This window comes from Tannerella forsythia, assembly GCF_001006485.1.
Classification (GTDB): Bacteria; Bacteroidota; Bacteroidia; order Bacteroidales; family Tannerellaceae; genus Tannerella; species Tannerella forsythia.
The window spans coordinates 18,114-42,927 of sequence record NZ_JUET01000120.1 but is presented as its reverse complement, the minus strand read 5'-3'; the positions used below and the strand labels follow the sequence as shown (position 1 = coordinate 42,927).

General features: G+C 48.8%; 20 protein-coding genes. 17 read left to right on the top strand and 3 right to left on the bottom strand.

The genetic code is table 11. The features are described 5' to 3' along the window. The first annotated feature begins 125 nt into the window (after nucleotides 1-125). From Tanf_RS11615 to Tanf_RS11580, 8 genes are all read left to right on the top strand, one after another. A complete protein-coding gene (locus Tanf_RS11615; RefSeq protein WP_046825980.1) occupies nucleotides 126-1,319 on the top strand; it encodes a saccharopine dehydrogenase family protein in 1,194 nt (397 codons plus the stop codon). Nucleotides 1,320-1,390: 71 nt separating this feature from the next. Then, on the top strand, nucleotides 1,391-1,846 hold the full coding sequence (gene bcp / locus Tanf_RS11610) for a thioredoxin-dependent thiol peroxidase (protein WP_014225713.1): 456 nt from the start codon (nucleotides 1,391-1,393) through the stop codon (nucleotides 1,844-1,846). 33 nt (nucleotides 1,847-1,879) lie between these two features. Beyond that, nucleotides 1,880-2,896 carry a recombinase RecA gene (gene recA / locus Tanf_RS11605; protein WP_046825979.1) on the top strand — a complete coding sequence of 339 codons (1,017 nt, stop codon included), beginning with the start codon at nucleotides 1,880-1,882 and terminating at the stop codon, nucleotides 2,894-2,896. A gap of 1 nt (nucleotide 2,897) precedes the next feature. Continuing rightward, nucleotides 2,898-3,851 carry a GNAT family N-acetyltransferase gene (locus Tanf_RS11600; protein WP_046825978.1) on the top strand — a complete coding sequence of 318 codons (954 nt, stop codon included), beginning with the start codon at nucleotides 2,898-2,900 and terminating at the stop codon, nucleotides 3,849-3,851. Continuing rightward, complete coding sequence (vimE, locus tag Tanf_RS11595) at nucleotides 3,848-5,140, top strand: UDP-2,3-diacetamido-2,3-dideoxy-alpha-D-glucuronate deacetylase VimE (RefSeq protein ID WP_046825996.1); 1,293 nt, start codon at nucleotides 3,848-3,850, stop codon at nucleotides 5,138-5,140. Before Tanf_RS11600 ends, vimE begins: the two co-directional genes overlap by 4 nt. Nucleotides 5,141-5,160: 20 nt before the next feature. Continuing rightward, nucleotides 5,161-6,258 (top strand): non-hydrolyzing UDP-N-acetylglucosamine 2-epimerase, encoded by a 1,098-nt coding sequence (wecB, locus tag Tanf_RS11590; protein WP_046825977.1) that lies wholly within the window; start codon nucleotides 5,161-5,163, stop codon nucleotides 6,256-6,258. Continuing rightward, a complete protein-coding gene (locus tag Tanf_RS11585; RefSeq protein ID WP_046825976.1) occupies nucleotides 6,255-7,493 on the top strand; it encodes a glycosyltransferase in 1,239 nt (412 codons plus the stop codon). The genes wecB and Tanf_RS11585 overlap by 4 nt, the downstream gene beginning before the upstream one ends. Then, nucleotides 7,486-8,685, top strand: coding sequence for a mannosyltransferase (locus Tanf_RS11580; RefSeq protein ID WP_046825975.1), 1,200 nt, complete (start codon nucleotides 7,486-7,488; stop codon nucleotides 8,683-8,685). The genes Tanf_RS11585 and Tanf_RS11580 overlap by 8 nt, the downstream gene beginning before the upstream one ends. Before the next feature lie 10 nt (nucleotides 8,686-8,695). Here the strand turns inward: Tanf_RS11580 and Tanf_RS11575 are convergent, their stop codons facing one another. Together Tanf_RS11575 and Tanf_RS11570 are read right to left on the bottom strand one after the other, a co-directional pair. Further along, entirely contained in the window at nucleotides 8,696-10,705 is a 2,010-nt protein-coding gene (locus Tanf_RS11575; RefSeq protein WP_014225706.1) for a RagB/SusD family nutrient uptake outer membrane protein, read from the bottom strand. 13 nt (nucleotides 10,706-10,718) lie between these two features. Then, entirely contained in the window at nucleotides 10,719-13,907 is a 3,189-nt protein-coding gene (locus Tanf_RS11570) for a SusC/RagA family TonB-linked outer membrane protein (protein ID WP_052449101.1), read from the bottom strand. Between the two features lie 532 nt (nucleotides 13,908-14,439). Between Tanf_RS11570 and Tanf_RS11565 the strand changes: the two genes are divergently transcribed. The 8 genes from Tanf_RS11565 (at nucleotide 14,440) to lacZ4 (ending at nucleotide 22,719) form a co-directional block, all read left to right on the top strand. Further along, the gene (locus Tanf_RS11565) at nucleotides 14,440-15,798 is read left to right on the top strand and encodes an MATE family efflux transporter (protein WP_046825974.1); all 1,359 of its coding nucleotides are present in this window, start codon (nucleotides 14,440-14,442) and stop codon (nucleotides 15,796-15,798) included. Between the two features lie 6 nt (nucleotides 15,799-15,804). Next, nucleotides 15,805-16,011 (top strand): hypothetical protein, encoded by a 207-nt coding sequence (locus Tanf_RS15375; protein WP_046825973.1) that lies wholly within the window; start codon nucleotides 15,805-15,807, stop codon nucleotides 16,009-16,011. A gap of 129 nt (nucleotides 16,012-16,140) precedes the next feature. Continuing rightward, nucleotides 16,141-17,094 carry a methylenetetrahydrofolate reductase gene (locus Tanf_RS11555; RefSeq protein WP_046825994.1) on the top strand — a complete coding sequence of 318 codons (954 nt, stop codon included), beginning with the start codon at nucleotides 16,141-16,143 and terminating at the stop codon, nucleotides 17,092-17,094. A 2-nt stretch (nucleotides 17,095-17,096) separates the two neighbouring features. Then, nucleotides 17,097-18,221, top strand: a complete 1,125-nt coding sequence (locus tag Tanf_RS11550; protein ID WP_046825972.1) for a DNA polymerase III subunit — start codon at nucleotides 17,097-17,099, stop codon at nucleotides 18,219-18,221. A gap of 12 nt (nucleotides 18,222-18,233) precedes the next feature. Next, nucleotides 18,234-19,229: a gliding motility lipoprotein GldB gene (gene gldB / locus Tanf_RS11545; RefSeq protein ID WP_046825993.1), complete on the top strand. Its 996-nt coding sequence runs from the start codon at nucleotides 18,234-18,236 to the stop codon at nucleotides 19,227-19,229. A 63-nt stretch (nucleotides 19,230-19,292) separates the two neighbouring features. Continuing rightward, nucleotides 19,293-19,772 carry a WbuC family cupin fold metalloprotein gene (locus Tanf_RS11540; protein ID WP_046825971.1) on the top strand — a complete coding sequence of 160 codons (480 nt, stop codon included), beginning with the start codon at nucleotides 19,293-19,295 and terminating at the stop codon, nucleotides 19,770-19,772. A gap of 33 nt (nucleotides 19,773-19,805) precedes the next feature. Beyond that, complete coding sequence (locus Tanf_RS11535) at nucleotides 19,806-20,594, top strand: inorganic diphosphatase (RefSeq protein WP_046825992.1); 789 nt, start codon at nucleotides 19,806-19,808, stop codon at nucleotides 20,592-20,594. Nucleotides 20,595-20,649: 55 nt separating this feature from the next. After that, a complete protein-coding gene (gene lacZ4, locus Tanf_RS11530) occupies nucleotides 20,650-22,719 on the top strand; it encodes a beta-glucuronidase LacZ4 (RefSeq protein WP_046825970.1) in 2,070 nt (689 codons plus the stop codon). Between the two features lie 121 nt (nucleotides 22,720-22,840). Here lacZ4 and Tanf_RS11525 read toward each other — a convergent pair whose 3' ends face one another. After that, entirely contained in the window at nucleotides 22,841-23,722 is an 882-nt protein-coding gene (locus tag Tanf_RS11525; RefSeq protein ID WP_046825969.1) for a DUF3078 domain-containing protein, read from the bottom strand. A gap of 332 nt (nucleotides 23,723-24,054) precedes the next feature. On the opposite strand from Tanf_RS11525, the gene Tanf_RS11520 reads away from it, so the two are divergent. Then, a complete protein-coding gene (locus tag Tanf_RS11520; RefSeq protein ID WP_041591301.1) occupies nucleotides 24,055-24,756 on the top strand; it encodes a Crp/Fnr family transcriptional regulator in 702 nt (233 codons plus the stop codon). Nucleotides 24,757-24,814: the final 58 nt, after the last annotated feature.

Sequence of the window (24,814 nt, the reverse complement as noted above, 5' to 3'; positions counted from 1 at the left end):
AGGAAGAAAACAGGAATGGATTTTTCACTTTTCTACAAAAAAATGACGGAATATATTCATCAACGAAAAAAGCCGTATATTTGTCGTTGAGACAACATTCTTTTATTTCATATACAAAATAAACTATGGGCAGAACTTTGGTTATCGGTGCCGGCGGGGTAAGTACCGTGGCAGTAAAGAAAATGGCGATGAACGCCGACGTGTTTACGGATATTATGCTTGCGAGCCGTACAAAAAGCAAGTGCGACAAGATCGCGTCGGACATTAAAAACATGAACGTGCTTACGGCACAGGTAGATGCCAATAAGGTAGATGAGCTGGTTCGTCTGTTCGAAGACTTCAAACCGGAATTAGTCGTTAATCTGGCTCTGCCGTATCAGGATTTGCACATCATGGATGCCTGCCTGAAATACGGCGTCAGCTATCTGGATACGGCCAACTATGAACCGCTCGATGAGGCGAAGTATGAATACAGCTGGCAATGGGCATATAAAGACCGCTTCGAAAAGGCCGGTCTGACGGCCATTCTCGGATGCGGATTCGATCCGGGCGTAACCGGAGTATTTACCGCCTATGCCGCCAAACATCATTTCGATGAGTTGCATTACCTCGACATCGTAGACTGCAATGCCGGCGATCATCACAAGGCTTTCGCCACCAACTTCAATCCGGAAATCAACATCCGCGAGATCACCCAGAGAGGCAAATATTTCGAAAACGGAGCATGGCACGAAACCGATCCGCTGTCGGTACATCAGCCCATTCACTACCCGAATATCGGTCCGCGCGAATCGTACCTGATGTATCACGAGGAGTTGGAGAGCCTGACGAAGAATTTTCCGACACTCCAACGCGCCCGTTTCTGGATGACGTTCGGACAGGAATACCTGACCCACCTGCGCGTGATGCAAAATATCGGCATGACGAGCATCAAGCCCGTATTGTACAACGGAGTAGAGATCGTACCGATTCAGTTCCTGAAAGCCGTATTGCCCGATCCCGGCGAACTGGGAGAGAACTATACGGGTGAGACCTCGATCGGTTGCCGTATCCGCGGAATCAAAGACGGCAAAGAACGCACCTATTACATTTATAATAATTGCAGCCACGAGCAGGCATACAAGGAAACGGGTGCGCAAGGCGTAAGCTACACCACGGGCGTACCGGCGATGATCGGCTCGAAGATGTTCTTCAAAGGACTGTGGAAGAAACCGGGGGTGTGGAACGTCGAGGAATTCGATCCCGATCCGTTCATGAAAGAGCTGAACGAGCAGGGACTTCCGTGGTATGAGATCTTCGATGGCGATCTGGAGCTGTAAACTGTACTATAACGGGATAAAAGTGAAAACAAATTGATCGCACAAGTTAAATGAACACATAAAAGTAAGATATGGCTATACAAACAGGAGATAAAGTGCCTGACCTTTTGGGATTGGATCAGGATGGAAAAGAAGTGAAAGTAAGCGATTACAAAGGACGTAAAATCGCATTGTATTTCTATCCCAAAGACAACACGAGCGGCTGCACGGCAGAGGCATGCAGCTTACGCGACGGATATGACGAGCTGAAAAAAGCCGGCTACGAAATCATTGGGGTGAGCAAAGACAGTGCCAAATCACATCGCGGATTCATCGAAAAGCAAAACCTGCCCTTCCGGCTGATTGCCGATACGGATACGACCCTGCAACAGCAGTTCGGTGTTTGGGCAGAAAAGAAGATGTATGGACGCACCTATATGGGAACCTTGCGCCATACGTTTCTGATCGATGAAAACGGGGTAATCGAAAAAGTCATCGAAAAAGTCGATACGAAAAATCATGCGCAGCAAATCCTGAACGAAAAGTAACCAACTCTATAAAACAGCAAGAAATAAATCGTTATGGCAAAAGAAAAGAAAGAAGAGGCAGCCGTCAACACAGACAAACTGAAAGCCTTGCAGGCGGCCATGGAGAAGATTGAGAAGAGCTATGGCAAAGGAGCGATCATGACGCTGGGAAACGACCACATCGAAAATATCGAAGTCATTCCTACCGGCTCGATCGGACTGAACGCCGCCCTTGGGGTGGGAGGTTATCCGCGCGGACGCGTAGTCGAGATTTACGGACCGGAGTCGTCGGGTAAGACGACGCTGGCCATTCATGCGATTGCCGAGGCTCAGAAGATGGGTGGCATTGCGGCTTTCATCGATGCGGAGCATGCCTTCGACCGGTTCTACGCGCAAAAACTCGGTGTCGACATCGACAACCTGCTCGTTTCGCAGCCCGACAGCGGCGAGCAGGCGCTTGAAATCGCGGAACAACTGATCCGCTCGGCCGCCGTCGACATCATTGTGATCGACTCGGTTGCCGCGTTGACGCCGAAAGCCGAAATCGAAGGCGAAATGGGCGACAGCAAAATGGGGCTGCAAGCCCGGCTCATGTCGCAAGCCCTGCGTAAACTGACAGCTGCCATCAGCAAAACAAAAACGTCATGTATCTTCATCAACCAGCTGCGTGAAAAAATCGGCGTGATGTTCGGGAACCCCGAAACGACAACCGGAGGTAACGCCCTGAAGTTCTATGCTTCGGTACGTATCGACATCCGTCGTATCAGTACGCTCAAGGACGGAGATGACGTGAAAGGTACACAGGTACGCGTCAAGGTGGTGAAAAACAAAGTGGCGCCGCCATTCCGGAAAGCAGAGTTCGACATCATGTTCGGCGAAGGTATTTCGCGCGCCGGCGAGATCATCGATTTGGGAAGCACGCTGAATATTGTCAAGAAAAGCGGCTCATGGTTCAGCTACGGAGATACGAAGCTGGCTCAGGGACGCGACGCCGCCAAGCAGTGCATCATCGACAATCCCGAGCTGGCAGACGAACTCGAACAGCAGATATTTGAGAAGCTGAAAGGGTAAGATGTCCCGCAAAGAAACTTATCGTACATTATGCCGGACAGAAGAAAGCCTCCCGGTTTTCTCGCGCGACTGGTGGTTGGATGCGGTATGTGGCGAAAAGCGATGGGACGTTCTGGTCATCGAAGAGAAAGGGCGCGTCGTCGCCACCATGCCGCTATATATTCCAACCGGCGGCGTGGTCTCGATGCCCTGCTACACGCAGGCCTTGGGGCCGTGGTTCGCCCCGCTCTCTCACGACACCAAATACACCACCGCACTGGGATACCGTCAGGCGCTGGCTTCGCAACTGACGGAACAACTGAAAGCCTATCGTTCCTTTCTCCAGAATTTCAGTTATGAAATCACGGACTGGCTACCGTTCTATTGGGAGGGCTACACACAAACGACACGCTACACCTATCTCCTGAAAAACATCGGTGAGGCCGATCAACTCCTGAGTCGGATGAGCCGGAATATCCGCCGTAACCTCGTCAAGGCGAAAGAGCATCACGGCATCACGGTCAAGACGGGTATTCCGACGGAAGCCTTCCTTACGATTCAACAAAAGACATTCGAGCGTCAGGGCACGGTGAACCGGCAAGACCCGAATGTACTGAAAAGACTGATTGAAGTCTGTCGCCAACGCGGGCAAGGCGAGATTTTCGGAGGATATGACAACGACGGACAGCTCCATGCCGCCGCCTTTATCGTATGGCAGAAAAGCTCCGCATACTACATTGCGGGAGGAGGCGACCCGCTGCTCCGTCATTCGGGCGCACACGGTTTGGTGCTTTGGGAAGCCATTCAGCATACCGCACAATATACGGATACTTTCGATTTCGAAGGGTCTATGCTCCGGGGCGTGGAACGGTTTTTCAGAGAATTTGGCGCCATCCAGACACCCTACTTCACAATATGTCGGGGAAAACGGAGTTGGATAGACAGGATCAAAATCAAATGGGCGCAAACGAGATGACGGATATCGAAGCATACATCGTCCGGTTCCTGTTAGGCGATCACCTGACGGAAGACGTATACCGGCTTGTCGGCTATACCTCCGATCCTCGCGACTACGCAAACTATAAGCTCGTGATCGTTCCGTCGGGATTCTTCAACGAGGAGGTTTACGGAACGGCTTCTACCCTGCCCCGTCTGCCTCTGCCGACCATCGAAAACATCCCGCTGCTGTTCGGATCGCCCGACGTCACACGTGTAGGAGACACCCTCGTTACCCGTGCCGATTTCATCGCGAGCGCTTTCTTCCTGATAAGCCGTTATGAAGAATGGATGCGGAAAGACTGCCGTGACAAGCACGGACGATTCCCCGGAAAAGAGTCTTTGCCCGCCCGCGGCAGATTCATCGACCGGGCCGTGGTCGACGAGTACGGCAGCCTGCTGCGGAAGTGGCTGCGACAAGCCGGATGCAACGCACCCGAACCGCCCGAAGCGTTCCGCCGGATCCATCTGACGCACGACGTGGACGCTCCGTTTCGCTGTCGCACGTGGAAGCATGTGGCACGGGAAACGTTGAAAGGAAACATATACCACGCTTTGCGATGGAAATACGGCAAGCTCGAAGACGATCCTTTTTACACCTTCCCGTGGATGCTGAAACAGGGAGAAAACATGCGGAAAATCTTCGGCGAGGAGCACTGTCAATCCATCGTGTTTTTCCGGGCGGGAGGAAGCGATGCCAGAGACAAGCCGCATTACGACCTTAACGGCAAAGACATGCAACAGCTGCTCAAGCTATGCCGCGAATATGAAGCAATCATTGGCCTGCACACCAGCTACGAGGCTGGCCGACAGCCCGGTTTTATTCTCTCGGAGAAGCAGACCCTTGAGAAGGCATCCGGCTTCGCGATCACGCAAAACCGTCATCACTTCCTGACCTCACGCGAACCGGAAGATATGGAAGCGCTCGAAGCGTCCGGCCTGACGGACGATTATACCATGGGATATGCCGACATGGCCGGCTTCCGGTTGGGTACAAGTCGCGCCGTGCGATACATCAACCCCGCCACCCGACGACTCTCTCCCTCGCTCACCCTCCATCCGCTTACGGTCATGGACAGCACGCTGAGCGAACCGAAATATATGAATCTGGACGAAGGACAGGCGCTTCGCTACTGCATGCACCTGGCCGGTACGACCCGGAGAATGAACGGAGAACTGACGCTTCTCTGGCACAATACCTCCGCGACGCTGCGTTGCGGATACTTGAAAAATCTATACAGCAAAATCTTATATTGGCTCACCATGTAACAACGTAATATCGAACGTATATGAAAATAGTAACCATTATCGGAGCACGTCCGCATTTTATCAAAGCGGCCATGATCAGCAGGGCGATTATCGAACATAATCGCCATTCGGAAGGCGAACGTATCGAAGAGAAGATTCTGCATACGGGGCAGCACTATGACCGGAACATGAGCGAAATTTTCTTTAACCGGCTGGGAATACCGCAGCCCACATGGAAGCTGCACTGCGGAGGCATCGGCAGTCATGCGAAGATGACGGCGCAGATGCTTGTCGAAATCGAAAAAGCTTTGCTCGAAAGCATGCCCGACCAAGTACTCGTCTACGGCGATACCAACTCCACCCTCTCCGGCGCGCTGGCAGCTACACAACTGCATATCCCGGTCGCACATGTGGAAGCCGGGCTGCGCAGCTTCAACCGGAAAATGCCCGAAGAAATCAACCGCGTGCTGACCGATCATATAGCCGATCACTTGTTCTGCCCGACATACGCCGCCATCCGTAACCTTCACGACGAAGGTATCACGCGCAATGTCTTTCATTCCGGCGACGTGATGTACGATGCCGCCCTGACCTTCGGCAAGGTAGCTGAAGAACAGTCTGCGATCATGTCGACACTGCAACTGAACCGTCGTTCGTTCTACCTCTGCACGGTACATCGCGCCGAGAATACGGACGACAAGGATCGACTGACGCAGATCGTTCATGCCCTGATCGAAATAGCGACGCCCGACAAGCCTGTTATCTGGCCGTTGCATCCCCGAACAGAGCTGTATCTCGACACGTATCGTCTGCGCGAAACGCTCGCTTCTCACCCGGCGGTAAGAATCATCGATCCGGTCGATTACATCGATATGGTCATGCTCGAAAAAGAAGCGGCAACGATTCTGACCGATTCGGGCGGCGTACAGAAAGAGGCTTACTTCCATCGCACGCCGTGCATCACGCTGAGAGAAGAAACGGAATGGACGGAGACGATCGAGGCCGGGTGGAACCGGCTGGCCGGCTACAAAACCGGAAAAATCATCCAGAGTCTGCATATCGAGTCCGAACGCAGGGAGATTGAAGAATACGGCGACGGGCACGCTGCCGAGAAAATCATCAAGGCGCTTTGCTCATGAAGCACGTGCTGATACTTTGCGATCAGTTTCCGCCGGCCTTCGGGCCACGCATGGGCTACCTGTGCAAGTATCTGAAACAAAACGGGTGGCATCCGACCGTGGTGTCGGAGTATCTTCCCGACGAGACCTTCGCTTTTCTGAAAGGCGATACCGACGTCTCTTTCATTCGCTACCACCGTTCAGGAAGTCGTGTGGAATGGTTGAAAGTCCTGCTGCTGGAATTGTTTTTCGGGTACAAGAACCGGCGTATGGCGCAGGAGGCGGAGAAAAAACTCGAACAACAACGCTACGACGTGTTGCTTTGCAGTACCTACCGGAGCTTCCCGCTGCCGGCCGCACGAAAAATCGCCCGGAAGTATCGCCTGCCGTTCGTCGTCGATCTGCGCGACATCATCGAGCAATACAGCAACTACGAATATATCGCTCATCCGCTCCCCAAGCTGTTCGGAGCAGAGAAACTTATCGCCCGGCTGTTCCGCAGCCATAGCCTCCGGCAGCGAAATAAGGTGCTGCGCCGGGCCGACTGTGTCACCACCGTCTCCCCTTGGCACGTCTCCGTACTGCAACGTCTGAACCCGAACACGCAACTTATCTGTAACGGATTCGATCCGGAGTTGTTTGCACCTGTCACCATCCGCACCCCGGAATTTCGCATCACCTATACCGGACGCCTGCTCAGTTCTTCCATGCGTAATCCGGAACTGCTTTTCAAGGCTGTCGCACGGCTTTCGCGCGAAGGAATCATCACCCCTGAGACGTTCCGTATCCGCTGGTTCATCGATCCGCAGTCGAAGCAACAGCTTCAACAAGAAGTCAAAATGTATCCAATCGCCGACTATATGGATTATCCCGGTTATGTGCCGGCCGCACGTATCCCCGCCATCCTCAACGAAAGTTCGATGTTGCTGCTGCTGACGAACAAGGCGGACAAAAACGGTCCGAAAGGCATCATGACCACGAAATTTTTCGAAGCGCTGGCCGTCGAGAAACCGATACTTTGTGTGCGGGGCGACGAGGGATGCCTCGAAGAGGTTATCAGACGAACGAGGGCCGGCCTTTCGGCACACAACGAAGATGAGGTGTACGCGTTTATCCGGCGGTATTACCTCCAATGGCAAACGGAGAAAACAACGTCGATCGACGTCGACCGCAAAGAAGTGCAATCGTTCTCACGCGAGACGCAGGCGCTCCAATTCATCCGTATTTTTGAACAAATCGCACCGCATCATGAATAAAACGTTACATGTCGTCGCACTCAATATTCCGTGGCCGGCCAACTATGGAGGAGTCATCGATATTTATTACAAGGTCAAAGCCCTGCACGAGTGCGGAGTCAAAATCATCCTGCACTGCTTCGAGTATGAGCGGCCGCACGCAGCCGAGTTGGAAGCAATCTGCAAGGAGGTGCATTATTACCGTCGGCGGACGGGATGGCAGACGAATATATCGTTGCTGCCGTACAACGTGTACAGCCGTAAAGATGAACGTTTGCTCCGGAATCTGCGGAAAGACGACTACCCCATTCTGTTCGAAGGACTGCACACCTGTTACTACCTGACCGATCCCGAACTGGCAGGCCGTATCAAGATCTTTCGCGGATGCAACATCGAGCACGATTATTACCATGCCATCGGGCAGGCCGAGCATCATCCGTTGAAGAAATTGTTTTACCATGTCGAAGCCGAGCGATTCCGGCGATTCGAGCAGAAGGTCGAGGACGCCCAAATCATGCTGGCCGTATCGATGAAAGACTGTACGTATCTGCGGAAGACCTTCCCGAAGAATCACGTCGAATTTATGCCGTGCTTTCACGCCTACAACGCCATCACCTCGAAAGAAGGACAGTCCGGCATACTCCTCTACCATGCGAAATTGTCGGTCAAGGAGAATGAAACGGCAGCGCTCTACCTGATCCGTAACGTGTTTGGCAAGCTCTCGCCGTTCCGCTGCATCATTGCCGGAATGAATCCTTCGAAAAGGCTGCTGAAAGAAGCGGCACGCTATCCGAACATCTCCGTCGAAGCCAACCCCGCAGCAGAACGGATCGACCGGCTCATCGGCGAAGCACACATCCATCTGCTCGTGACTTTTCAGGACACCGGGCTGAAGCTGAAACTGCTGAACAGCCTCTTTGCCGGACGCCACGTCGTCGTTAATCCGCCGATGCTCGCCGGCAGCGGGTTGGATGAGTTATGTCACATCGCCGAGACACCGGAGCAAATGATTGCCACTTGCCGACGACTGATGAAGCAGCCTTTCACCACCTCCGAAATCGAACGACGCAAACAATTGTTGTTCCCCACCTATTCAAACCGTTACCAAGCCGAACAACTCGTCCGAATGATCTATGAAGATTGCGATACCGTTTCGCCCCCTCCTTCGACTTACACTTTTCTGCAATCCCGTCCCGAAGATTCGTCAAGATAAGGTTTTACAATTACTTCTCCCATCCCGGATTTTGAACTAACTTATTACTAATCCGTATTTGACCGTACGGTATCGGATACAAATACATCTTTCTTTCGAAAATACGCGGAAGATTGACATATTCCGTTTTTTTATAAAATGATCCGTCGGATTCGAAACCTTCCATGTTCATCCCATGAAAAGCACCTCCTTGCCGCCCCTCAGGTTTATCGGCAATCATCCATCTGCGGACATCGAAATATCGTTGTCCTTCTCCGAAAAGTTCGACACGCCTCTCATCACGGATAGCCTGACGCATCATTTCCTGATTTCCGATAACGCCAGTTTTCGCTCCCGATTTCTGAAGTTCTGCATACCCCGGAATACCGGCCCGCGTTCTGATCTGATCCAAATATTCAACAATTTTCGGATCGTTCGGGTCGATTTCGTTAAGCACCTCCGCATAAAGCAGATAGAAGTCACCCAATCTGAAAATAATCGAAGGGCGATATACTTTACGGAGTGCTCCAGGCAGTGTAGGATGTACCGTACGGTTATTGAATTTATACACCAAAGCCCCTGTATTGGGATAGTTTCCGGTCTCCGCATTGCTGCTTGCAATGCCTCCGTATCCAGGTAACGGCTTGGTAGAAGATTTCTTATCTTTCGAAAAATATACCAATGTAGCTTTCGATGTTGCAGCATCATTCCCTTGCAGCGTTTTGTTCGAAACCACATCATGCCAGCTTTTTCCCTGATAAGTAACGGCTGCGTAAAATCGTGGTTCGCGGTTTGCATACATGTTCGAGATATTTTTATCCGTAAGCATAATTATTTTACCTCCTTTTATAAAACGTGTTGCCGGATTCAGTACATCCGAAATGCCCGTTTCAACATAACCAGACCCAGAATCATTTATTTTCAGCCCATTGCTCATAAAGAAAGCATCTATCATTTCCTGCGTTACGCCCATATATCCCCAATTGCTGTTCCCACCGGTGACCATGATATCCCTCGGAGTTTGCGCCGATTCCACATGGTTCCAATCTTCATACGGACTGGCCCAAATTATTTCCTTATTGTAACGTTGAAAAAGTTCATAGACATTCAAATGAGGATCATCGGAGGTACTTCTATACAGTTCGTAATTCCCTTTACCTGCATATTCGAATAAAGCTTCGAGAGATTCTCTGGCTTTTATCCATTTCTTCGGGTCGTAAAGAGGAAAAAGTTTTTTTCCGTCTTTATTTTCAAGTCCCAACGCTTCTTCATAACCTCCGTTATAAAGAGGAGATGCGACAAGTGTACGCAACTTAGCTCTGAGTGCCAGTGCTACGCCTTTGGAAGGAATAGCTAAACGATCTTCCTGAAAACCGCTGGGATAATTCGTCGATTGCCTGTTTTCCTCCAGCCTTTCCAAGGCAAGGTCAAGGTCCTTTTCTATGGCATCGACCACTTCATCCACCGAATTCCTTTCGTAATCAGCGTCCGGATCTGCAGGATCCGCTTCGGTGAGTACCACTGGAACAGGCCCGTATAATTCGAACAGGAGATAATGAGAATAAGCCCTGAAAAAATAGGCCTCCCCTTTAAGTAATTCTATTTCATCCTCATTCAGAAAATCAGCTTCACCCAACCGACCGATAGGGCGGACGGAATCAATAAAGATGGTTGCCTGCCTGATCACTTTATATAGCTCCTTCCAACGATGGAAATTTCCATTTGAAGAGGTATATCCTGTAAGGGGCATATCTTTCAGTGGACCGTTGAGGTTGGTCGTCATATTGTCAGAAAGCGCCTCCCATGGATTATCTAATCCACCGGGAGCGCTCCGGCTGTAAACACTGTAGTTCGGCATTGCCTTGTATATATACCGTTGAAAACGCCTGACCTGTGCAGGATTCTGTGTCAATACGAATGCTTTGGAATCAGAGGCGGAGAAATCATCCTGAACATTTAAATAATCGGAGCAAGAAGCGACCGACAGTACGATAATGAAGATAACGAGAGCCGTGAGGCTGCATAATATTTTATTTTTCATTTTTTTTCAATTGTTAAAATGTGACATCTATACCGAAATTAAACGAACGTTGCAAAGGATAACCCATTCCATCCGACGAGTTGCCCATCTCCGGGTCCCAATATTTGATCTTATCCCATACGTGAAGGTTCTGAGCGAGAAAATATACGCGAAGCGCTTTCATGCGAAGTGCCTGTAAGACCTTCGGTGAGAAACGATACCCGATTTCCAGGTTTTTAAAGCGCAAAAAACTTCCGTCTCGCAACCACCATGTACTCCGACGGTTGTCATTCGCATTGACATTATCCAACATCAGACGAGGTAGAACCACATCTTGCCTCGGGTTCTCACTGGTCCAACGGTCAAGGGCAAAATCTTTTACCGATGTTGTAAGAGGCTGAGAACCAAGAAAAGGAAGCATTTCACCAGGAGCTAAGTATACGCTTACGTTAGCCACTCCCTGAAAAAACGAGCTGACATAGAGGCCCCCATATCCGAATGAAAGCCCGAAGCCGTAGGTAATTTCGGGGCGCCTCGGATAAGTACCTTCCGGAGTTCTTACCCAATCATATTCGTCAATCACACCATCATCATTCATATCTTTATATTTGATATTACCGGGATAAACAGCACCGTACTTGGATACCGGAATTCCTTTTTTCAGTGTATAAGTATTTACCCCCGTTGCCGGATCGGTGACGATATCAAAGTCATTGTCCGTATAGAGCCTCTCAGCTATCCATGCATCTACCTGACCGATTCTCGCTCCGGTCATCCGCTGATATTCGTGTGCTCTCGGCACTTCGTCCATTTCAAGGATTTTATTCCGGGCGAATGTATATGTTCCTATAGCGCCAATCTCAAATTTCCCAATTTTTTCAGAGACATTAAGGCTTGCATCGAATCCGTGATTAGCCACTCTCCCATAGTTTTGAAAAGGATTCTCTATAAGCCCCGATACATCGCTTACCGTATTTCGCTGTATCAAGATGTCTTTGCGGAGATTGTTGAAATAATCAGCATGGATAACAAGGCTGTTATCGAATAACCCCACATCGATCCCGATATTCCGTTTATCTTCTATTTCCCAGCGTATGTTGGGATTGAACGCCCGTTTTTCATAAATCAGGTTTTCGGATTGATTGGTTCCACCAGCCGAAGAAATACCAAGAAATATCTTTTCGCTCGACCAAGTCAAACTCTCTTTATAAGGAAAACGGGTATTAGAAACCTGATCATTGCCTGTACGTCCATAAGACAGACGGATTTTAAGATTGGAAATCTTATTACGTTTCAGCCAGTCACCCACAAGAGCCTCGTTCGTAAGTGTATATCCGATTCCGATGGCCGGAAAAAAACCGAAACGATGATTCGGAGCGAAGTTTTCGCTACCTGTAAACCCAAAACTGATGTCTGTAAAATACTTATTTTTATATGCATAACTAACACGTCCTACAACACTCTGTTTCTTATACAAGTACGGATTGTTTTGGAGTTGACTCTCTTTCTGCATGTAAAGCAAGAGTCCCGAAAGAGTATGATCGTCTATCTCCTTCTGATAGTTCAGAGAAGCTTCGAGATAGATGCGTTTGTTCCCGGACCCGAACCCTCCGCCATGAGCTTCGGTAGAAGTAGTTTGTCCGTTAACGACCTTTTTCAACAGGAGTTCTCCTTTTTCATTTCTGCCATCTTGATAGTATTCGTTGGGTTTTCGGTCTCTTCGGATAACGGAATTAAAATCGGCATCAAAACTGACATTCGCTTTAAAATAAAGTCCATCCGTAATAAAGTTCAAATCCTGATGGAGTCCGACATTAGTTTGAAGCCCCACCCTGTACTCTCTGGCATATCCCTTGAAATTAAGAAGCGTATAAGGATTTTCAAAACCTCCCGTGGCACTGTATCTCGACGGATATCCGTTCGAATAAATCATCGGTATCAGATGAGGAGCACTTTTCATCATCGTGTTGAAAATCGTTTTCGTTCCCGTGCCCGGATAATTGGTCGTAAGATATTGTCCCGACAAATCTACTCTCAGTTTTGTCCCGGCAGTGATATCCATATCAACATTCGTACGGAGATTATATCTCTTAAGCCCAATATTAACTTCATATTGAGGCGTACGTTGAAACTCCGTTGCATCAATCGGATTAGATTTGAACAACCCTTCTTCATTGAAATAGGACGTAGCCACAAAAAAACGCAGTTTCTCACCTCCTCCGCGAAAGTTCAATGCCAAACGCTGATTATGTGCTGCGGATTTAAGCAAATCCATCCAGTCGGTACAGGGATAGAGGTCAGGGTCGATACCCGTTTCGTAATTTCGAATAATTTCGTCCGAATACAACGGAGTGAAATTTCCCGGTTGTCCCCAAAAAGACCGTGCAGGATTTCCTGCCGTATTCCATTGGGCTTCGTTATAAAGCCTTGTCCAATCGGCCGAATTGGCAAACCGAACGATCCGGGTAGGTTGATTTACAAAATAATCGGCTCTCACATCAATACTTGTTTTTTGTGAAATACCGCGTTTGGAATTGATCAGAATCACCCCATTGGCACCTTCGGCACCGTATACAGCCGTTGCAGAAGCATCTTTCAAGATGGTAAACGATTCTATTTCTTCGGGACTGATATCGTTGATGTTCCTCGGTACTCCATCAACAAGAACCAAAGCCCCCGTGCCTCCGGCAAACGAACTAATCCCCCGAATCCATATTTCGGCATTATCGTATCCGGGTTCCCCTGAACGCTGCATCGCTAAAAGTCCTGATATTCGTCCGGCCAATGTTGTCGTCAAACTCCGGCTGGGAACTTCCAATTGTCTTCCTTTAATGGTCGAAAGAGAACTTACGACTTGCCCCTGTTTCTGCGTTCCGTACCCCACAACGACAACCTCGTCCAACAATTCTTCGCTTGACTGAAGAATAACATCAATGACCGTACGCCCTCTTACTTCGACGGTCTGTGTCCTCATCCCGACATAGCTGAATACCAAGCTTGCGTGGTTACGGACACCTACAAGCATGTATTTTCCGTCCATATCCGTCACCGTACCTTGATTTTCATATCCTTCAACCCTGATAGTCACTCCAATAAGCGGTTCGTTATTACGATCAGTAACTATTCCACGCACTGTAATCGTCTGCGCTGACAGCGACAAGGCCGATATACACAAAAAGAATGCAAACAACCCCTTCGTCCATACATGTTTTTCCTTTTCCATTTTCGTCTGTTTTTTTGTTATACAATGTGTTTCGATAATTCAATAAGTGGTAATGCATTAAAGAATTAATATAACAAGGTAGTATCGTGCTTCATGCTTTTTTAAATCGCTTAATCGCTCTACTACATGGCTACAACTAATATTAAACATATACTTAATTATCCCCCCCGAAAGAGTCAAAAGACTCATTCACAGCATCTCTCGAAAGCTCATAATAAAATTTTCTTAAATATATTTTAATATAAAGCAGTGTATATACCCAACAATACATTAAGAACACTAACAAACCCCATCGATATTATCATACTATTTATAAAATACGGCATATACAATTATTGAATATGCAAAATTATCATTATATTTTTAAAATACAAACATAACACACTATGTTATATAACATGTTTTTTAATAAAGCATACATTTTTTATCTCTTTAAATACTATAGGGAAAAAGATAAACCAATCTACTTTGTGCAAAAGATGTACCTTTGTAATTTCAAACAAACAAAAAAGATAAATTTTGATGACATATTATGCTAAATACATACTTGCCCTTTTATAAGCGCAACCTCAAAATAGCATTACCAATTGTATTCACGCAGCTCGGCGGGGCGATCGTGCAATTGGTCGACACGTTGATGGTCGGACAACTCGGAACGGTACCCTTAGCCTCCATTGCATTCGCCTCCTCCGTCTTCATCATCGGATTTATCTTTTCCATCGGCCTGTTGATGGGACTTACTCCGTTGGTGGGAATAGCTTATGTGCAGAACAACCGCGCACGGACGACGGAGCTTTTCCAAAACTCGCTGACGTTGGCTACGCTATCGGCTCTTTTTATATGCAGCCTGCTTTACGGGAGCACATATCTGATGCCCTACATGGGTCAGGATAAGGCTGTCGTTGAATGTGCCATTCCCTATTTCCATAGCCTTACGCTCAGTCTCATTCCGTTTCTTTATTTCTTTGCCATCAAGCAGTTCATGGAAGGTATGGGAAACACTTGGGTTGCCATGGTCATCACCATCGTTTCAAACGTGATTAACATTATCCTCAACTATCTGCTTATCTTCGGAAAATGGGGATTCCCCGAGCTTGGAGTCTTGGGGGCCGGTATCTCCACACTGATCTCGCGTCTGACGATGCCTCTCTTGTTTGTTATCGCCATGCGGATGCGTAACGTGTGGTGGAACTGTTTTCGCGCCTTCCGGTGGAAACTGTTCAATTGGAAACGCCTGTGGGAACTCGTGAAAGTAGGCGCTCCCATTGCGGCGCACATGCTGCTCGAAGTGCTGGCTTTCGCTCTCTCGGCCATCATGGTCGGATGGCTCGGCGCTACGCCTCAGGCCGGACATCAGATTGCCCAAAACATGTCCCACCTGACGTATATGATCGTGCTCGGAATCAGTTCGGCCACCACCGTACGCGTAAGCCACCAGATCGGTGTACGTGACCTGCGCGCGGCACGTATGGCCGGGAATGCTTCCATGCACCTCTGCCTCGTCTACAATGCCATTGCCGGGGCACTGTTAGTCGTGTTCCGGCACGAAATAGCAAGCGCCTTTTCGTCCGATCCGGCTGTGATCGACATCGGCGGACAACTGCTCATCATGGCCGGGATCTTTCAGGTATCGGACGGATTACAAACGGTCGGCGCCGGAATCTTACGAGGCCTTACCGATGTCAGAATCGTCATGATATATGCCTTTATCGCCTACCTCTGCATCAATCTCCCGTGCAGTTACCTGCTCGGCTTCGTATTCGGCCTCGGAGCTGTTGGCGTGTGGGGAGGATTTATTTTCGGGCTGAGCATCGCCGCCCTGTTGTTTCACTTCCGACGCCGGAAGATGTTCAGACACCTCGAACAGTCCGGCCGGTATCTCTTAACTTAATACATCATGTGGCAAGAAATCGCAGTCATCCTCATCGGCATCGTAGCCTTCGGAATAGCCGGATGGAAATTGTATAAAATCTTATCCGGCAGCAATGTGTCGCCTTGCGATAAATGTACCGGCTGCCAACTGAAAGAGGGGATAAGAGATAAGAAACATACTTGCAAAGATTATCGGAAAACCGACTCCCTCCCGAATGAACCGGAGGTATAAGGAGGATACTTTTTAGCTTGTCGATACGGAATATCGCGCTTTTTGGCTAAATTTGCACTCAAAAAAAAGAAACGGAGCAGGGACGCCGATGAAAAGAATCGAAGACCCCGTTTTAATTTTAATAACATTATGGAGACAGTCATTGATTTAATAAAAAACAGCCAACGTACAGCCTTCTCATTCGAGATTCTTCCGCCGCTGAAAGGTAACAGTATCCAAAGCGTATATCAGGTCATCGATAAACTGAGGGAATTTGAGCCGAAATACATTAACATCACCTCTCATCACAGCGAAGTGATTCAGAGAGTAGAGCCGGACGGGTCTATCCGGACGGTCAACCTCCGTAAACGTCCCGGATCGGTAGCTATTGCCTCGGCTATTCAGAACAAATACGGGATCACGGCCGTGCCGCACCTCGTATGCAAAGGCTTTACGAAAGACGAAACGGAATACGGCCTGATCGACCTGAATTTCCTCGGTGTGAACAACCTGCTGTTGCTGCGCGGCGACATCAAACGGCTCGATCTGACGAAGGATCCGAAACGGTGTCACGATCATGCAACTGATCTGCAACATCAGGTGAATGACTTCAACCGAGGCATCGCACTCGACGGCTCTGCTATCGAAGACATCGAAACTCTGTTCTCATACGGGATGGCCTGTTATCCCGAGATACACGAAGAAGCCCCGTCGATGGAGTCGGACATCCGATACGCCAAAATGAAAGTGGAAAACGGAGCCGAATATCTGGTCACACAAATGTTCTTCGACAACGACAAATATGACTCTTTCGTCGCACAGATGCGTGCCGAAGGAGTAACCGTCCCCATCATTCCGGGTATTAAGCCGATCGTTTTCAAAGACCAGCTGACAGTGATCCCGAAGATATTTCATTGCACTTTTCCCGAACCGCTAACCCAAGCCCTCCGTCAGTGTAAAAACGACGATGAAGCCAAAGCCGTCGGAATAGAATGGTGTATCGCGCAATGTCGCGATCTGATGAAGCGAGGCGTACCGAGTATCCATTTCTACTCGTTTCTGGCTTCCGACAGCGTACGGCAAGTAGCAAAAATCATCTATTGATCATGTTGTTCAAAGATATTGTCGGACAGGAAGAGTTAAAAAAACAATTGACCGAGACGGCGCGGAAAGGTACCGTCGCACATGCACAGTTGTTTTGCGGACAGCCCGGTGCCGGTGCGTTTCCACTGGCTCTGGCTTACGCCCGTTACCTGAACTGCACCGACCGGTCGGAGACCGATGCGTGCGGCAAGTGCAAATCATGCCTGCAATACAATGAACTTGCGCACCCCGATCTGCATTTCGTTTTTCCGATCGTCGCCAACAAGGAAGGAAAGAAAACAGTTTGCGACGACTACCTCGCGGAATGGTGCGATTTTCTGAAAACTTACGCGTATTTCGACTTGGACAGATGGCTCGACCGGATCGAAGCCGGCAACAAGCAGGCACTCATCTACGCCGAGGAAAGCGACCGGATACTGCGAAAGGTCAGTTTGAAAATATACGAGGCCGAATACCGGATATTACTGATTTGGATGCCTGAACGCATGAACATTGCCTGTGCGAACAAGTTGCTGAAAATCATTGAAGAACCGCCGAAAAACACCGTCATACTGATGGTTTCGGACACCCCCGAACAGATACTCGGAACGATTCTGTCACGTACACAGCGACTGAACGTCCGACCGATTACCGCCAAGGCACTCACCGAGGCGATCATACAACAGTATCATATAGAGCCGGACGCCGCACGGCAGATCGCACACTTGGCGCACGGCAACATGCTGGAAGCCGAAAAGACCCTCAGCACGGAACAGGAAAGCGACGTGTTCCTGGAATTTTTCATCCGGATGATGCGGAACTCATGGGCCAGAAACGTAAAGGAAATGAAAAACATGGCGGAAGAACTGTCGACGATGACACGCGAAAAGCAGAAAAGTTTTCTCAACTACTGCCAACACCTGATTCGCGAAAACTTCGTCTATCGTTTCCGGAGTGACGATCTGAATTACATGAAACCCAACGAAGCCGCTTTTTCGGCACGTTTCTCCCCTTTTGTCAACGAACGGAACGTCTTTGATCTGATCCGCGAATTGGCCGATGCCGAAAGGCATATTTCGCAAAACGGAAATGCCAAGATGATTTTTTTCGATCTCTCGTTACAAATTACCGTATTATTGAAGAAATAAATGAACACACCGATGAAAAATAAGATCCTGATCCTCGGCTGGACGCTCATTCATCTGACGGGATGCAACGGATGCGGTATGCTGAGCAGCAAAGAAACGTCATTCGAACCCGTCCGTATCCGTCGTTTCGATAAAGACCTGTTTCAGCTGATTCTTGTCGACAACCCCGAACGACAGCAAGCCTTGGCACAAGCTTATCCACAGATGTTCCGAGTGCTCGGACTTAGCCTGTTCAATCATCAGGATACAACGTCGGACGAATTTTTCGACCGTCTTGTCAATTACTATTCCGAGCCGAACCTGAACAAGCTCTATCGGGATGCGTTGGCCAAATACGAGACGGTGGAACGTATCGAACGTGATCTCGGACGCGCTTTCGGCTATTTGCAGGAACAATTTCCCGAGAGACAAATCCCGGTCGTTTATATGCACGTCTCCGGACTGTATCAGAACGTGCTCGTCGACGACAGCCTCCTCTCTATCTCGATCGACAAATACCTGGGGGCGGATTATCCGCTGTATAACGACTACTTCGATACCTACCGGCGGCGGGGCATGACACCGGATTATGTCGTGCCTGATTATCTGACAGCATGGCTGATGTCGGAATACCCGTTCAGCGGGAACGATAACGTTCTGCTCGATCGGATGATTTACGAGGGAAAAATCAAATACGTGACTCATCAGGCCTTTTCAGAAGTCATCCCGGAGGTGTGGATGAAGTACACTTCCGAAGAATACCGGTGGTGTAGTGAAAATGAATCGCGACTGTGGAGACAGATTATCGAACGTAAGCAACTTTACACGCCCGACCGTGTGACGACATCGAAATATTTTCTGGAACGACCGTCGTCTTTTATTTCGGACGGAGCGCCGGGAAACCTCGGCACCTGGATCGGCTGGCGGATCGTCACGCGATACATGGAAAGGACAAACGTCTCCGTAGCCGAATTAATGAATCACAACGACGCACAGGATATCCTGACGAAGTCCAAATACAAACCGTAAACAGTCGCGTTTGCTCCGCATACAGATAAAATGAATGAATATCAAGAACGTAATCGATAAACGATGAAGCTTATAGATGAAAAATTATTGGACGAGACGACGCAGAAAGCGAAACAGTCGCCCCGCCTGCGTATGAACTACAATTTTCACGAGACGTTAGACGATCCGGTCAACCGCCTGCTCAATGCTATGGAACCGGGCACATATCTGCGTCCGCACCGCCATCTGAACCCGGACAAAACGGAAGTTTTCATCCTGTTACGCGGCAAGGCGGCTCTGTTTCTCTTCGACGACTGCGGGACTGTGACAGATACCTTTATCCTCGACCCGCGAAGGGGCCGCTACGGTGGGGAAATACCGGCTGGGGTTTGGCACGGATTAGTCGTATTATCACCAGAAACAGTGATTTACGAGATCAAACAAGGACCCTATGCACCGCTGACACCGGACAATATGGCCCCATGGGCGCCGGCAGCAGAAAACAGGCAGGAGGCACAAGCGTATATCGACAAACTCAGCTCCATGATCGATCAATCATTATAAACGATAATACAACCGGATATGATACAACCCAACATGAATGACTGTAAACAAGCCATCGAAACTTATTTATCAAGAAACAACTACAGACGCCTTGATCTGAAAGCGGTATTGTTTGACATGGATGGTGTGCTCTACGACTCGATGCCCAACCATACGGTAGCATGGTGCCGGACGATGGAACGCCACGGACTGCATCTTACCGAAGAGGACGTCTACCTCAACGAAGGACAAACGGGAGAAAGCACTATTGCGATGGTTTCCCGGAGACAGGGTGTTTTCGTCACCCCGCAAGAGATCGAAGCCATATATAAAGAAAAAACGGAAGCGTTTAATGCCTGTCCCCCGGCCCAACGGATGCCGGGAAGTTATGAACTGCTACGAAAAGTCGTAAACAACGGACTTCTACCGATGATCGTTACCGGCTCGGGACAATCCTCTCTCCTCGAACGTCTGAACATGCATTTTCCAAATATCTTTTCAAGAGAACGGATGATCACCGCCGCCGATGTGAAACACGGAAAACCTGATCCCGAGCCCTACCTGATGGCATTGGAAAGAGGAGACCTGCGGCCCTGGGAAGCCATTGTCGTAGAAAATGCCCCGTTAGGTGTCGAGGCAGCTCATACTGCGGGTATCTTCACCATTGCCGTCAATACCGGTCCCCTGAACGACTTGTTGTTGCACGAGGCCGGGGCGGATCTTCTCTTCTCCGATATGCCTGCACTTTGCAATCAATGGAAAAAAATAAGAGAATCCGCCCGTTGCGTTGACACGAACCGGTTACGGACAAACCGCAGGAGAGGATGGAGCGACCACCGGTAATCGTCAACGGATATATTCATCACTTGCAATTGATCATAATCAGAGAAACAAAATCATGGCAACACCATTCTTGCTGCGCAATTATTTCACACCGATTGTACTGTTGTTATGCTGCTGTATGCCGGCATCTGCCCAACAACGGCAGGATATTCTATTGAATGATCACTGGAATTTCCGGTTTTCACATCAGGTACAGAAAAATACGGAAGTACGGGTCGATCTGCCCCACACTTGGAATGCACAAGACGCTTTATCCGGCAAACCCGATTACAAGCGCGGGATAGGCAATTACGGGAAGAAACTGTTTATCCGTTCCGAATGGCAGGGCAAACGCCTGTTTCTCCGCTTCGATGGGGTGAATAGCGTTACCAATCTATTTATAAATAATCTCCACGTAGGCGAACATCGAGGAGGATACGGAGCTTTTATTTTTGAAATTACCGGAAAGGTAGAGTACGGAAAGGAAAATTCTATTCTGGTGAGAGTAAATAACGGCGAACAGTTGGATGTTATGCCTTTGGTCGGCGACTTCAACTTTTATGGAGGTATTTACCGGGATGTGCATCTGCTGATTACCGACGAAGTATGTATCTCTCCATTAGACTATGCCTCTCCGGGTGTACGGTTGATACAAGACAGTGTCAGCCATAAATATGCCAGAATAGAAGCGTTGGTAGAGGTATCCAACGGGAGTGATAAAGCTCAGGAGATCGAGCTCGGAATATGCGTGCGGGACGGAAAAAGAACCGTGACGGAGAGAAAAGAAAAATTCTCTCTTTCCGGAAATTCGGATACGCAGCGGAGGCTTGTCTGCGAAATAATAAACCCGCGTTTGTGGAACGGACGTCAAGACCCTTTTCTCTATCAGGCGGAAGTGACCCTTACACGAGACGGACACGTAATCGACCAAGTTACACAACCTTTAGGGCTTCGTTTTTACCGGATTGACCCCAATTTGGGGTTTATCCTCAACGGCAAGCATCTGCCTCTTCGCGGGGTATGCCGCCATCAGGACAGAAGCGAAATAGGCAACGCGCTGCACTTGCAACATCATGAAGAAGATGCGGCGTTGATGGCTGAAATGGGCGTCAATGCCGTTCGTCTGGCACACTATCCGCAGGCAACCTGTTTTTATGACCTGATGGATCGATACGGCATCATTGTATGGACGGAAATACCTTTCGTAGGTCCCGGCGGGTACATGGACAAAGGGTTTGTGAACCTCCCTGCTTTCCGCAGCAATGGGAAAGAACAGCTCAGAGAACTTATCCGCCAGCACTGTAATCATCCCTCTATCTGCGTATGGGGACTTTTCAACGAACTGACTCAAGCCGGCGATGATCCGACGGAATATATTGAAGAACTGAACAGAGTAGCGAAGCAAGAAGATATGACTCGTCCTACGACAGCAGCCAGTAACAGACCGGCAACCGAACCGATGAATTTCATTACGGATGCCATCGCGTGGAACCGGTACGACGGATGGTATGGCGGCACTCCGTCCGATCTGGGAAAATGGCTGGACGACACTCATAAAAAGTACCCGGAACTGCGTATCGCCGTCAGTGAATACGGAGCCGGAGCCAGCATTTATCATCAGCAGGACTCGCTTAAAAAACCAGAGCCTGCCGGCTGGTGGCATCCCGAAAACTGGCAGACGTATTACCATGCGGAAAACTGGAAAACCATTGCCTCCCGTCCGTATTTGTGGGGGAGCTTCGTATGGAATATGTTCGACTTCGGCGCCGCGCACCGGACAGAAGGCGATCGGCCGGGAATCAACGACAAAGGCCTGGTTACGTTCGATCGTAAAGTACGCAAAGATGCGTTCTACTTCTACAAAGCCAACTGGAACAAAGAAGAACCGGTACTTTATTTGGCCGGCCGTCGACACACTGTACGCCGACAACGCATGCAAACAATCGTTGCATTTACGAATCAGCCCGAAGCGGAACTATTCGTAAATGGTCGAAGTTACGGAAAAGCAAACCCCGACGAATATGCCGTCCTGAAGTGGCAAAATGTAACATTACAAGAGGGAGAAAACGAAATACAGGTAGTATCAAAGAACAAGGAACTAACGCTAAGCGACAGTTTCCGCTGCAGAGTGGAATCTCTCTATTGATACAAAGGATTTCGCTGCTGCTCGACGTCGGGGTGAAGATTCTTCTCTTCCGTATACCCCGCGCTTTGCGACGAATGGAAAAACAAAAGGGAAGTGATCCGCTTAGACACGTAATTCTTTTTTAGAAAATATAACCGAATCCCAGACCGATGACTTCCTTGAATTGAACACGCGGGCCTTTTCGGGTACCGTCTTTGTCGACAAACTTGATATTATCGTCATACAGCAGGTACGTATTGGCCTTGAATGTAAAGTATTTGTTCAACTTCCAGTCGAGTGACAACCTCCAATCCATATCGACGTTCCCGAAGGTCCGGTAAGCCGACGTCAGCAGCAGTTCCGTACCAAACAACACATTTTCCGTAAACTTCTTCGAATACGTAGCTTTAGCCAGCGCACCGAACTCGGCAAAAACCTTTTTGCCCTGGTCTACGCCGTACGTACCTTCGTCCGAAAGACGACGGTCGGTTACAAAAGTCATCTTTTCCGACATGGGCGAAAGCAACACTTTGAAATCTTCCTTCGGGTGCGTATAGTTCACACCCACCGAGCTGATCAGATAGCCCGGAGCCATGAATTTTGAAATATATTTCGTTTCGTCTTCAACCGGATATTTACCGTATCCTTTATAAAACTGCGACTTAAAGTTCAATTCGGCTGCGTATGCCCACAACGACGAAGCTTTATATCCCAAGCGTGTAGCCAGATCAATATGGTCATCGTTCTTGATCTGATCACTTCCCTGATACGAGAGTCCGTAACCCAGATCAACCGAATTGTCCCACATCCAGGGATCTTTTTCGTAACCCAACTTCCCGGCAAACGAAGCCAGTACCGATACCGAATTATTCCCTCCGGCCGCCCAATTCGTGAACGAGGTTTGCCCGAACGTCAACGATGACGAACCGCTTTTCTTCCAATACGATGTGTCTTTCGGCACATCCTGCGCCACGACCGAAGCCGCACATGCTACGGCAACGACGACGAATAAAGTCTTTTTCATTTTTTATCTGTTTTTTCTCGGCGACAAAAATAGATACTTTTTTTCGGAAAGTCAAATACTTATGTAAAAATAACACTTCTTTACATCCGGAGAAGGACGCCGACAATCGTTTCTGCTATAAAAAAAGCTGTCTCTTCGTACATTCCATTTGCAAATATCCGTTTGCAAAGAAGAAAGCAACCGGTCAGTCGTCCGTTTTCCCACAGTATACCGGCTGTTAGAGCAAACGTTTGAGAAAAAGCCTCGCCACAAAATCTGTCGATCAAAGATTTTTTTTACATCTCGAAAATATGTTCTATTTTTGTGCTTCAAAAGTATGTTATAAAACAGCAGTGGGCAAATCGGGAAAAAAAGAATTTGATATATCGGCCAGTTTAGCAGAGGTGTGGAGGGTCTTAACCGAGCAGGAACGGGAGGTCTTGAAAGCCAATTCGACGATCCAGCATTTCAAACGCAATGAGATGATTTACTGTGAAGGCGATGAGGCGAAAGACATGATGTGCGTACTGAAAGGAAAAGTAAAAATCTCCAAACAGGGAGTGGGCGGACGTAGCCAGATTATTCGGGTAATCAAGCCGATCCAGTATTTTGCCTACCGTGCCTATTTTGCACGGGAGCCGTACCTGACCAATGCTTCGGCGTTCGAAGCTTCGACCGTATGTATCATTCCAATGACCGTTGTCGAGTCACTCATTCGCGCCAATTTCAAGCTGGCCATGTTTTTTATTCGTCAACTTTCGATTGATTTGGGAATCGCGGACGAACGAACGGTCAACCTGACACAGAAGCATATTCGCGGACGTCTGGCCGAATCCCTGCTTTTCCTCAAAGATAATTACGGACTCGAAGAAGACGGCGCAACAATCAGCATCTACCTCTCGCGCGAAGACTTGGCGAATCTCTCGAACATGACGACTTCGAATGCCATCCGTACCCTCTCGACGTTCGTAACCGAACACATCATCGCGTTGGATGGCCGCAAAATCAAAATCATCGACGAAGAACGACTGAAAAAAATCAGCCGCATGGGCTAACTGATGTCTGTTGGTCCTTGTTTCTGTAAAAAGGTTTTGACGTTTTTCAGGTCAGGGT